This window comes from Pseudomonas morbosilactucae, assembly GCF_023241665.1.
In the GTDB taxonomy this organism is placed as follows: Bacteria; Pseudomonadota; Gammaproteobacteria; order Pseudomonadales; family Pseudomonadaceae; genus Aquipseudomonas; species Aquipseudomonas morbosilactucae.
Genome location: NZ_JALQCX010000002.1, coordinates 84577 through 94824, shown reverse-complemented (window position 1 = coordinate 94824; position 10248 = coordinate 84577). Strand labels below are relative to the sequence as shown.

Here is a 10248-nt window from a genome sequence, read left to right as displayed (position 1 = left end):
GTTGAAGTGTGTGGCTGGGCGGGACGCGGAGTGTCCGTGGCTGCATGCCCAGGGGGCCGGTGGGAACGAGGAGGGCCGGGTGGCTCAGGGGCGGTGATGGCGCAGCAGTTCGATCTGTTCGGCGGGGATTTGTTGGCGCAGGGTTTTATACAGGGCGCGGGTTTCCAGCAGGTTCCAGATCCGCAGCATGGTTTCCAGGGCGTCCAGGGGCTTGCTGATAAAGTCCCGGGCGCCCAGGGCCAGGGCTCGCAGGCGGGTGTCGCGGGTGGCGTCGGCGGTCAGCACCAGGATCGGCAGGTAGTCGTTGGCCGGGATGCGTCGGTTGAGCTGCTCCAGCACGGCAAAGCCGTCGAACTCCGGCATGTGCAGGTCGAGGATCACCAGGTCCGGCTCAAAGCTGTTGAACAACTCCAGGGTGCGCAGCGGCTGGCTGCTGCTGAGCACGTTGTCCAGGCCCTCGCGGGCCAGCAGTTGCTCCATCAGGTCGAGGTTGGGTCGTTGGTCATCGACGATCAGGATGCGGAAATCGGCTTTCATACGGGCTCCGGTAAATGCTGCTCAAGGTGGGCGAGAAACGCCGGGATGTTCATGGGTTTGGTGAGGATCGCCGTGGCGCCGGCCTCGCGCAGGGTGCGTTGGGTCAGGTCGCTGACGTCGGCGGTGATCATCAGCACCGGGATCTGTGCCGTGGCCGGGCTGCCGCGCAGCCGTTGCAGGACTTCGAGCCCGGTCAGGTCCGGCAGGTTGACGTCCAGCAAGATCAACTGGGGCGCGTGCTGGCGGGCCAGGTCCAGCCCCAGTTGGCCTTGCATGCTCGACAGCAATTGCACCCCGGGGCGCCGTTGCAGCAGGGTTTCGATCAGCGCCAGGCTCGACAGGTTGTCTTCGATGCACAGCACCTTGCCCTGGTACTCGTGGGCCTGTGCCCGGGCCGGGCTGGGCAGCACCGGCAGCAGCGTACGCGTGGGCGCCAGCGGGTCCTGGACCCGGCTCAACGGCAACTCCAGGGTGAAGCAGCAGCCTTCGCCCGGGGTGCTGAGCACCGTCAACTGGCCGTCCATCATCTCCAGCAGGCTCTTGCTCAGCGCCAGCCCCAGCCCGGTGCCTTCAACTTTCGGGTCGGCATTCAGGCGTTCGAACGGCGTGAACAGGCGCTCCAGCTGGTCCAGGGGAATGCCCTGGCCCGTGTCCCAGACCCGCACCCGGGCGCGGGTGCCTTCGATCTCCACCGCGATCCGCACTTGCCCCCCGGGGCGGTTGTATTTGATCGCGTTGGACAGCAGGTTCAGCAGGACTTGGATCAGCCGCTGATGGTCGGCCACCACCCCGGCGTCCGCTGCCAGGGGCGGCAGGGGCAGCAACTCGATCCCGGCGTCGGCGGCCATCGGCGAAACCAGGGTCAGGGCCTCGTGCAGCACGGCGGTCAGCGCAATAGGTTCGACGTTCAGCGGCAGGCGCCCGGCTTCGATGCGGGCGATGTCCAGGACCTCGTTGATCAGGGTCAGCAAGTGCTGGCCGGCTCGCAGGATATGCCCGACCTGGGGCCGCTGGGTGCTGTGGGAGTCCATGTCCAGAAGCTGGGCAAAACCGAGGATGGCGTTCAGCGGTGTGCGCAGTTCATGGCTCATGCGCGAAAGAAATTCACTCTTGGCGCGGCTGGCGCTTTCGGCTTCTTCCCGGGCTGTGCCCAGGGCGATTTCCGCGACGCGGCGGTCGCTGATGTCCCGGGTGATTTTCGAGAAACCGCGCAGGGCGCCGCTGGCGTCATATTGCGCGGTGATCACCACGCTGGCCCAGAAGCGGCTGCCGTCCTTGCGGCAGCGCCAGGCTTCTTCCATGTAATGGCCGTCGCGGGTGGCTTCGCGCAGGGCCATGTCCGGGTGCTGCGGGCACTCTTCGGGCAGGTAGAACACGGAAAAGTGCCGGCCGATGATTTCCTGCTCGCTATAGCCCTTGATCCGCTCGGCACCGACGTTCCAGGTGGTGACCCGGCCTGCGGTGTCGAGGGCGAAGATCCCATAGTCCTTGACCCCATCGATGATCAGCCGCAGGCGCTCTTCGTTATCGCGCAGGGCCCGCTCCCGCTCGGCCAGCAGTTGCCCGGCCTCCACCAGACGGGTGCCCAACTGGCCAATTTCGTCCTGCTCCGGTGCCTGGGGCAACAAAGGCTGGCCGAGGGCCAGGCGCTGGGCGTTGCCTTGCACTTGCTGGACCCGGGCGACGATGCCCCGGGACAGGAACAGCACTGCGACAATCGCCCCGAACACCCCGCTCATCGCTGCCAGCAAGGTGGCCATCAGCAGCCGGGTGCGGGTGGCCGTGGCGGCGGCGGTGCGTTCGGCGAGCAGCGCGTCTTCGAGCACGCGCATGGCGCTGATCTGCTCGCGCAGCACGTCCAGCACCTGTTTGTTGTCGATCAGGATTGCAGTGACCGTGGCGGTGTCGTCGCGGCTGCCGTTGCGCAGGGCGACCATGCCTTCAAGCTTGGTGTCGATCAGCGGGGTGATGATCGTCAGGTATTCGCGCATTCGCGTGTCCCGCACGTTGCGGTCCAGGCGTTGCAGGGCCGCGTCGATCTGCGGCTTGGCCTGTTGGTAGCCGGGCAGGAAGTCTTGGCGGCGGGTCAACAGGTAGCCGCGCACGCTGGCCGCGGCCTCGGCCAGCAGGGTGTGCACCGCCTGGATATCGCCCTGCACCAGCAGTACCCGGCGCACGTCTTCTTCGGCGCGGGCGGTCTGGCGTTCGGCGATGTAGATCAGCACCAGGGACGACAGCAGCACCACCAACGGCAGGGAGATCGCCACCAGCGCTTTGCCGCGCAGGGGCAGGTCGACCCAGCGCCGGGCAGTGAACAGGTTCATGGCCATTGCCCGCCGGGTTGGGCCACCAGGCCCAGGGCAATGCCACGCACCGCAGCCTGGGTGCGGTCAGCGGCGCCGAGCTTGCCGATTACCCGTTCCACATGGGCCTTGGCGGTGCCGGTGGTGATGCCCAGCTTCTCGCCGATTTCCCGGTTGCTGAAGCCGCCGGCCACCAGCCCCAACACCTGGCGCTCCCGGGGGGTCAGCGCCTGCGCCTGAGGCGTGCCGCTGCTGTTGCGTTCGGCCATGCGCCGCAACAGGCGGGCACTGACCGCGCTGTTCAAGGCTTCTTCACCCTGGCCCACGCGCTGCAGGGCATTGATCACTTCGTCACGGCTGGCGTCCTTGAGCAGGTAGCCCACGGCACCGGCGCCGATGGCGGCTTCCAGGTGATCGGGGCTGTCGTCCATGGTGAAGATCACCACCTTGATCTGCGGCTGCCGCTGTTGCAGCAGGCGCGCGGCGCCGAGGCCGTTGAGCACCGGCATGCGGATGTCGAGGATGGCGATGTCCGGTTGCAGGCGCTCGCACAGGGCCAGGGCTTCCTGGCCATCCTGGGCCTGGCCGACCACTTCGAACTCCGGGTTGCCGGCCAGCAAGGCGACAAAACCGGTGCGGGTGACTTCATGGTCGTCCGCCAGCACCAGGCGTAAAACGCGGTTCATAGGGCTTCCCCAATGGGTTGAAAGGGCACGCAGGCGTGCAGGCGAGTGCCGTCGCCGGGGCGGCTGGTCAGCTCCAGATGCCCGCCCAGCAGGCTGGCGCGCTCGGCCATGGCCACCAGGCCCAGGGATTGGACGCCGCGGGACTCCGAACGGGTCGGCAGGATAAAGCCGCAGCCGTTGTCCTGCACCTCCAGCCGCGCCTGGCCGGCATGCACGGACAGGCTCAGTTGCACCTGGTTGGCCCGGGCGTGTTTGAGAATGTTGTTGATGCCCTCCTGGGCAATGCGGAACAGGGCGATCTCCACGGCCCCCGGCAAGCGCTCGCCGCCCCGTTCGCCCCAGGACACGCCAAGGCCGGCATCGCGCAGGCGGTCGGCTTCCTTGTCCACGGCCTGCAGCAGGCCAAAGTCATCCAGCACGTTGGGCCGCAGGCCGCCGATCAATTGCCGGCCTTCGCCGACACAGCCCTTGGCCAGAACGAGGATGGTCTGCAACTCGGTGTCCAGTTCCGGCGGCAACGACGGGCAGCGCCCGGCGAACCCCTGGAGACGCTGATGCAGGCCGGCCAGGGTTTGCGCCAGGCCGTCATGCAGGTCGTAGGCGACCCGTTTGCGTTCGTCTTCCTGGGCGCTGAACAGCCGATGCACCAGCTCCGACATGCTCCGCTCGCGGGCTTGCAGGGCGTCGAGCAGGCGGCTGTTTTCCAGGTGGGCGGCGAGCAGGGTGGCCAGCAGTTGCAGCGACTCGATGTCTTCGCGGTCCGGCGCGCTGAGGGCCACGCTGTTGGCCAGCAACAGGGCGCCGAACGCCCGGCCGTCAGCGGCGTGCAGCGGCACCTGGAGCACGTTGGGCAAGGCGCCGTCGGCCGGCTCCAGCCATTGCGCCTCGGCGACGCCGGGATCGGCCAGGCGGTGCAGATCGGCCAGCCCCTCACTGCCACCGTGGCGGGCGCGGACCTGGGCCTGGCCGTGGGCGCTCCACTCCAGCAACACCCCATGGTCCATGGCGACGAAGGCGCAGGCCCGTTGCAGGGCACGCTGGCCCATGTCCGCGGGAGCCAGCCGGCTCAGCTCCTGGCCGGTGTCCACCAGCAGCCGCAGGCGCGCCGCACGGCTTTGCGATTGACGGTATTGGCTGCGAATCGCCAGGGCACTGGCGGGGTCGTGGGGTGGGCTTTGCATGCAGGGGTTCTCTTCTCAAGACAGGCCCGCGAAGGGGCAGGGCATTAGACCGTGTGGCTGGGGTCGCAGCCTATCTGCCGAATGGCATAGGCCAAAGGTTCCAGTTGGCCGATGGCGGCGAAAGCGGCGGTTGGCAAAGTGTGGCTCATTGAAACCCAACTGGAGTCTGACCATGACCATGAAAATCACTGCCCTGGCCCTGTTCACCGTGCTCAGCGCACCCCTGGCCCAGGCCCTTGAAGCCACCCCTTACGTGTACCGCACCGTGGCCGAGCAGCCACAGAATGTCCAGGACCGGGAAATCGCCGGGCTGTTTGACCGTTGGAACAGCGCCCTGAAGACCGGCAACCCACAGAACGTGGTGAGCCTCTACGCACCGAACGCGATCCTGCAGCCGACCGTGTCCAACCAGGTGCGCAGCACCCCGGCGCAAATCCAGGACTACTTCGAGCACTTCATGGCGAGCAAGCCGGTGGGCCAGATCAACTACCGTGAAATCCGCCACATGGGCCCGGACGCGGCCATGGACAGCGGCGTCTACACCTTCACGTTGACCGCCGCCGACGGCAAGACCCAGCAAGTGCAGGCGCGCTACACCTTCCTTTATGAGCGCATCGGCGGGCAGTGGAAGATCCTCAACCACCACTCTTCGGCCATGCCGCAAGTGCAGCCGCAACTGCAAGCCAGCCATCGCTGATCGTTTGCCCGACTGCCCACGCCGAGCCTTTGCTCGGCGTTGTGCGTTGTGGCCCTCAGCAATCGCTTCGATAACGCCCCGGCGTCATGCCGAACCAGCGCATGCAGGCCTTGTGAAAACTGCTCTGGTCGCGGAAGCCCAGCAGCGCGCCGATGTATTTGACGCTGCGCGCCGAGTTGCGCAGGAAGTTGTGGGCCAGCATCAGCCGCGCCTCGTCTTGCAGGGCCGAGAAGTGCACGTCTTCCTGGCCCAGGCGCCGTTGCAGGCTGCGGGCGCTGACCCCGATCACCTGGGCAATTTGCTCCAGGCCACCGGACGCGCCCTGGGCCAGGCGCTCGGCGAGAATGCGCCGCACCCGGGCGCTCATGGAGTCGTTGAGCAGCAGGTTCAGGTGACGCCGGGCGTACTCCATCAACAGCACATCCAGGGCCGGGTCGGCGGTGGGCAGGGCCGTGGCGCAATCCGCGGCGCTGAAAGTCAGGCTGTTATAGGGCGCGTTGAAGCTCAGCTCATCGCCCAGTAGCTGGCGCAGCGGGCGGCTGTCCGTCGGTTCCGGGTAGGTGAAGGCCACGGCCAGGGGTCGGGGTTTGTGCTGGGGCAGCAGCCAGTGCACCAGGCCGAGGATCTGCGCCATGACCGCATCGATAAAGGCCCGCGGCATCAGGGGCGGGCCCAGGGCGGCATCAAAACCGATGATCTTCAGTGCCTGGGGCTTGCGCTCCAGGCACAGGCGCAAACCGTTACTGGTCAAGGAGTGGTACTCCACCATCCGTTGCAGCGCCACGTCCAGGGTGGCGCAGGACATGAGGGCGTAACCGAGGCTCGCCAGGTGGGCGGGGTGGGCCTTGCCGTAGGCCAGCAGCCCCAGGTCGGGGTTGCCGCTCACGCGGGTGGCTTCGTGCAGCATTTGATAGACCAGTTCCAGCCTGACGCCCTTGGGGTTGCCATGAACCTCCTGGGGGTTGCTGCCGAACTGCCTGAGCAAGGCGTCGGGCTGGGCGCCGCCCTCGCGCATGACGTCGGCAAGCACCTGAAAGCGGGCGCAGGTCATTCTGTGCATGGTGATTCCTGGGTGATGGCTAAGTGATATCTGTGAGGCGGGCCGCATGATTGCAATAAACAAATGGGCGCAGTCGATTCGGCAGGCGAGTGGGGTTCCCAGGACAAACGAAAGGTCTCCGGGAACACTTCCAGGGGCGTGACCCAGGGTCGATCATGCGCACGTCGACCGCCGTGCCATGTGCATCTGCCGGCGCGCCACCATCGCCAATGGATTTGCCATGCAAAGCGTCAACGACTTTTACCTGCAGTTGTCCCAGGGGCGCCTGGTGCTGGCCTTCCAGCCGGTGATCTGGCTGCCCGACAGCAGCCGGGTGCTGTACCAGGAGGGTTTGCTGCGGCATGTCGATGCCCGGGGTGACGGGGTCTACCCCTTTGCCATGCTGGAGAAGCACCAACTGATGCGCGAGCTGGACCGCAGCGTGGTCCACAGCGTTATCGAGTGCCTGCTCAAGGACCCGCTGCTGCGCCTGGGCTGCAATATCTCGGCGCAGAGCGCGATCATCGATGGCTTCTGGCACGACGTGTTGCGGCGCCTAGGTGATGAGCCTTCGGTGGCCTCGCGGCTGGTGATCGAGATCACCGAGAGCGCCACGCCCCCCAGTACCCAGGCGGCCATCGAGTTTGTGCTGTGTCTGCGTGAACTGGGCTGCCGGGTAGCCATCGATGACTTCGGTTCGGGCCTGGGCACCTTGGAGTTCATCCGCCGCACCCGGCCGGACATCGTCAAGATCGACCAGGGCTACCTGCGTCGCGCCCGGGGCGAACTCAACAGCGCCCAGACCCTCAGCCACCTGGTGCAGTTGTGCAAGACCCTGGCGCCGTGCGTGATTATCGAAGGCATTGAAACCGTCGCCGACCATGGGTTGGCCAGCGCTTGTGGCGGGGAGTGGGGGCAGGGCTACCTGTTTGGCCGACCGCAAGTGGACCGTCTCGGCCAGCCTTGCCGCTTGCAGCGGCTGGGCCTGGAACCCAGCGTGGCGGATCAGCCCTAGGCTTGCGGCCAGGGCCGGTGTTGCTTATTCAGGCTGGGGCTGGGGCTGGGGCGCTGGCGGCTGTTCGGCGACGGGCGCTTGGGGGGGTGTGGCGCTGACCGGCTGGCCGGGTTGCTCCAAAGGTTCCACGCCTTCCAGCGGCTCCAACGGTGGGTGGTCTTTCATATTGACGTGCATGTTGCGCTTGGGCCGCTCCGGCTGGAGGGCATCGTAGGGCAGCAGCAGGGTGTCGACCACGATGTCCCCTGGCAAGGTTCCGATCATGATGATCGGGCACACCACCATGACCCAACAGCCGCCGGTGAGCATGCGCGCGTAGCCCATGTCGTAGCCGGTGACCAGTTGCGCACTGGTCTTGGTGCCCCGGTAATAGCGATCGTCGCGCCAGTCCATGCTGCCGCCACGTGCCATGTAGGTCCCGCAGCCGGACAGCAGCAGAGTGTTGAGCAGCAGTGCAGAGGTGAAGAGTCTGAACATGAAGGTTCTGTTGATAAGGGGGTTGTTAATCAAGGTTTTGATGATGAAGGTTCCGCGGTGATGGGACAGGCCGTGTGGCGGGCGACGTTTCAGTTATTCATCGCGTCGTAGGGCAGCAGGACGGTGTCGGCCACCACGTCCACCGGCAGGCTGGCAATCGCCACCACAGGGCAGACGATGGTCACCCAGCAGAACAGCGTGGCGTAGCCTTCGTAGCCGCTGGAGCCGCGCATGGTCAGCAGTTCGACATTGGCCTGGGTGCCCCGGTAGTAGTCATAGCCACTGGAAGAGTTGGGGGTACGGGCGATCAGGGTGCCGCAGCCTGCCACGGATAGCAGGGACGCGAGAAGCAGAGGGGTGAGCGCTTTGATGATGCCATTCCTTAGCAAGGGGGTGATTTTTCCGCGCGCATAGTCGCAGAAGCCCGGGCCAGAGGCTAGATTGCTCGCTCATAAATCGATGCCGGAGTTTTTCATGGTGCGGTACAGCACCCTTGGCCAGCTGTTTGCCGAGGAACCCATGCCCTGGGGATTACGCGGCGACCCCTATCTGTGGCGAGCCATGGCCGAGCAGTTTGCCGATACGGCATTACCCGCCAGTGCCGAGGCACTGGAACAGCTGATTGTCGAAGCCTTCGCCCGGCTGACCGGCAAGCCCCTCAGCACCCCGGGGCACTTCTTCGTCGAGCCCTTCGCCCACGGCGGCCTGTCCAGCGGCCAGGTCTCTACGGACTTCTGGCGCCACAGCGCGTTGCCGCTGTTGCGGGCGCGCTGGGCCCAGGCCACCTCAGAGGCTTGAGGGAATCAGCGCCAACAGGTCGGTGTCACCCACGTCCACACCTGCCTGGGTCAGCAGGGTGGTGGCCTGGCCGCGATGGTGGGTCTGGTGGTTGAAGAAATGCAGCAGCAGGCTGTAGAAGTTTCGCGCGCCCGCCAGCCCTTGCATGTTGCGGTATTCCAGGTCGTGGTCCAGGTCGGCTTCGCTGAGGCTGGCGGCCCAGTCGAGGATGAGCTGGTCCTGCCACTGACGCTGCTGCCACAGTTCGCGGATGTCACTGCACAGCAAAGTGCGCAGGTTCCCGGGCGTCGCCACGTCGTCCAGAGGCGCCAGAGCCGAGTGCTTGGCCGGGTGCTGGGCAAAGCGCTTGAGCCAGACCCGATCCCCCGCCAGCAGGTGATTCAAGGTGCCGAGAATCGACCCGAAAAAGGCCTGGCGCTCGGCGCTGATATCGGCGTCGGGCAGGGTCATGGCGGCGCTGTACAGGCGGTGGTTCATCCACTGGTTGTAGCGGGCCATCAGGCACAGTTGCTCGGTGCGGTTCACGGTTTTTTCCTGGAGGGGCAGGGCCATTGACGGCGAATGGCACAGCTTGGCAACCCAGGGAGCAACTGCGCAAGAAGTTGCGCACTTCAATCGCTCAATTAACCTGCTAAAAGGGCTGTAGGCCACGTCATTAAAGGGCTGCAGGGCAGTGCGCAAGAAGTTGCGCAGTACTGCGCAACTTCTTGCGCACTGGGCCCGGGGAAAACCGCGGAAAGGCAGTGAAAATGGGTCTGTATTTTATGTATCTATTTGATAAATAAAGAATATTTATTAGTTGGCATGGGTTTTGATGTCTCTAGGGCGTCCCTCAAGCCATTTGGCTTGTCGATCCCGCCCTTTTTTGCAAGGAACGCATCCCATGGCAACACCCGCGTACATGTCCGTTACCGGCACCAAACAAGGCCTGATCACTGCTGGCGCCTTCACCGCCGACTCGGTGGGTAACACCTATCAGGAAGGCCACGAAGACCAGGTCATGGTCCAGGGCTTCCAGCACGAAGTGATCATTCCCCGTGATCCGCAATCCGGCCAGCCGACCGGTCAGCGCGTACACAAGCCGGTGATCATCACCAAGGTCTTCGACAAGGCTTCGCCCCTGCTGCTGGCCGCCCTGACCTCCGGCGAGCGCCTGACCGAAATCGTTATCCACTGGTACCGCACGTCCGCTGCCGGCACCCAGGAGCACTACTTCACCACCACCCTTGAAGACGCAATCATCGTTGACATCAAGGACTACATGCACAACTGCCAAGACCCATCGAACGCGCACTTCACCCACCTGGAAGACGTGCACTTCACCTACCGCAAGATCACCTGGACCCACGAGGTTTCCGGTACTTCCGGTTCCGATGACTGGCGCACTCCGGTCGCCGGCTAAGGCGGTGCGGGCGTCTTTTTCGTTCTGATCAAGACGCGCCGCTGCGGCGGGCCTTAGCGCCTGCCGCGCCTGATACACCCCCTATGAATTCCTTCAAATCCCGGGCCGGCTGG

Annotated in this window: 12 protein-coding genes; 4 read left to right on the top strand and 8 right to left on the bottom strand. The window is 65.3% G+C overall.

The features are described from left to right. Positions 1–84: 84 nt before the first annotated feature. From M1B35_RS00485 to M1B35_RS00470, 4 genes are read right to left on the bottom strand one after another with little or no spacing between them, the layout of a single operon-like run. Entirely contained in the window at positions 85–537 is a 453-nt protein-coding gene (locus M1B35_RS00485) for a response regulator (RefSeq protein WP_268260894.1), read from the bottom strand. Continuing rightward, a complete protein-coding gene (locus M1B35_RS00480) occupies positions 534–2861 on the bottom strand; it encodes an ATP-binding protein (RefSeq protein WP_268260893.1) in 2328 nt (775 codons plus the stop codon). The genes M1B35_RS00485 and M1B35_RS00480 overlap by 4 nt, the downstream gene beginning before the upstream one ends. Continuing rightward, on the bottom strand, positions 2858–3526 hold the full coding sequence (locus M1B35_RS00475; protein WP_123335778.1) for a response regulator: 669 nt from the start codon (positions 3524–3526) through the stop codon (positions 2858–2860). Before M1B35_RS00475 ends, M1B35_RS00480 begins: the two co-directional genes overlap by 4 nt. Beyond that, positions 3523–4707: a sensor histidine kinase gene (locus M1B35_RS00470; protein ID WP_123335780.1), complete on the bottom strand. Its 1185-nt coding sequence runs from the start codon at positions 4705–4707 to the stop codon at positions 3523–3525. The genes M1B35_RS00475 and M1B35_RS00470 overlap by 4 nt, the downstream gene beginning before the upstream one ends. A gap of 172 nt (positions 4708–4879) precedes the next feature. On the opposite strand from M1B35_RS00470, the gene M1B35_RS00465 reads away from it, so the two are divergent. Continuing rightward, positions 4880–5404 (top strand): SgcJ/EcaC family oxidoreductase, encoded by a 525-nt coding sequence (locus M1B35_RS00465; RefSeq protein WP_123335781.1) that lies wholly within the window; start codon positions 4880–4882, stop codon positions 5402–5404. A 55-nt stretch (positions 5405–5459) separates the two neighbouring features. On the opposite strand, the gene M1B35_RS00460 is transcribed toward M1B35_RS00465, so the two are convergent. Next, positions 5460–6464, bottom strand: coding sequence for an AraC family transcriptional regulator (locus tag M1B35_RS00460; RefSeq protein WP_268260892.1), 1005 nt, complete (start codon positions 6462–6464; stop codon positions 5460–5462). A gap of 220 nt (positions 6465–6684) precedes the next feature. Between M1B35_RS00460 and M1B35_RS00455 the strand changes: the two genes are divergently transcribed. After that, the gene (locus M1B35_RS00455) at positions 6685–7458 is read left to right on the top strand and encodes an EAL domain-containing protein (protein WP_268260891.1); all 774 of its coding nucleotides are present in this window, start codon (positions 6685–6687) and stop codon (positions 7456–7458) included. A 24-nt stretch (positions 7459–7482) separates the two neighbouring features. Here the strand turns inward: M1B35_RS00455 and M1B35_RS00450 are convergent, their stop codons facing one another. Both M1B35_RS00450 and M1B35_RS00445 read right to left on the bottom strand, forming a co-directional pair. Beyond that, positions 7483–7935, bottom strand: coding sequence for a YceK/YidQ family lipoprotein (locus M1B35_RS00450; RefSeq protein WP_268260890.1), 453 nt, complete (start codon positions 7933–7935; stop codon positions 7483–7485). 89 nt (positions 7936–8024) lie between these two features. Further along, complete coding sequence (locus tag M1B35_RS00445; RefSeq protein ID WP_268260889.1) at positions 8025–8324, bottom strand: YceK/YidQ family lipoprotein; 300 nt, start codon at positions 8322–8324, stop codon at positions 8025–8027. An 85-nt stretch (positions 8325–8409) separates the two neighbouring features. On the opposite strand from M1B35_RS00445, the gene M1B35_RS00440 reads away from it, so the two are divergent. Then, complete coding sequence (locus M1B35_RS00440) at positions 8410–8733, top strand: hypothetical protein (protein ID WP_123335789.1); 324 nt, start codon at positions 8410–8412, stop codon at positions 8731–8733. On the opposite strand, the gene M1B35_RS00435 is transcribed toward M1B35_RS00440, so the two are convergent. Beyond that, a complete protein-coding gene (locus M1B35_RS00435; RefSeq protein WP_268260888.1) occupies positions 8722–9258 on the bottom strand; it encodes a DinB family protein in 537 nt (178 codons plus the stop codon). The two genes, M1B35_RS00440 and M1B35_RS00435, sit on opposite strands and share 12 nt — an antisense overlap. Before the next feature lie 358 nt (positions 9259–9616). Here M1B35_RS00435 and M1B35_RS00430 point away from each other — a divergent pair, with 358 nt between their 5' ends. Further along, positions 9617–10135 (top strand): Hcp family type VI secretion system effector, encoded by a 519-nt coding sequence (locus M1B35_RS00430; protein ID WP_123335791.1) that lies wholly within the window; start codon positions 9617–9619, stop codon positions 10133–10135. Positions 10136–10248: the final 113 nt, after the last annotated feature.

Bases quoted from the DNA above. Each gene is read 5' to 3' on its own strand.
- M1B35_RS00440 (WP_123335789.1), top strand. From the start codon at position 8,410: ATGGTGCGGTACAGCACCCTTGGCCAGCTGTTTGCCGAGGAACCCATG.
- M1B35_RS00485 (WP_268260894.1), bottom strand. From the start codon at position 537: ATGAAAGCCGATTTCCGCATCCTGATCGTCGATGACCAACGACCCAAC.
- M1B35_RS00475 (WP_123335778.1), bottom strand. From the start codon at position 3,526: ATGAACCGCGTTTTACGCCTGGTGCTGGCGGACGACCATGAAGTCACC.
- M1B35_RS00470 (WP_123335780.1), bottom strand. From the start codon at position 4,707: ATGCAAAGCCCACCCCACGACCCCGCCAGTGCCCTGGCGATTCGCAGC.
- M1B35_RS00455 (WP_268260891.1), top strand. From the start codon at position 6,685: ATGCAAAGCGTCAACGACTTTTACCTGCAGTTGTCCCAGGGGCGCCTG.
- M1B35_RS00450 (WP_268260890.1), bottom strand. From the start codon at position 7,935: ATGTTCAGACTCTTCACCTCTGCACTGCTGCTCAACACTCTGCTGCTG.
- M1B35_RS00480 (WP_268260893.1), bottom strand. From the start codon at position 2,861: ATGAACCTGTTCACTGCCCGGCGCTGGGTCGACCTGCCCCTGCGCGGC.
- M1B35_RS00430 (WP_123335791.1), top strand. From the start codon at position 9,617: ATGGCAACACCCGCGTACATGTCCGTTACCGGCACCAAACAAGGCCTG.
- M1B35_RS00465 (WP_123335781.1), top strand. From the start codon at position 4,880: ATGACCATGAAAATCACTGCCCTGGCCCTGTTCACCGTGCTCAGCGCA.
- M1B35_RS00460 (WP_268260892.1), bottom strand. From the start codon at position 6,464: ATGCACAGAATGACCTGCGCCCGCTTTCAGGTGCTTGCCGACGTCATG.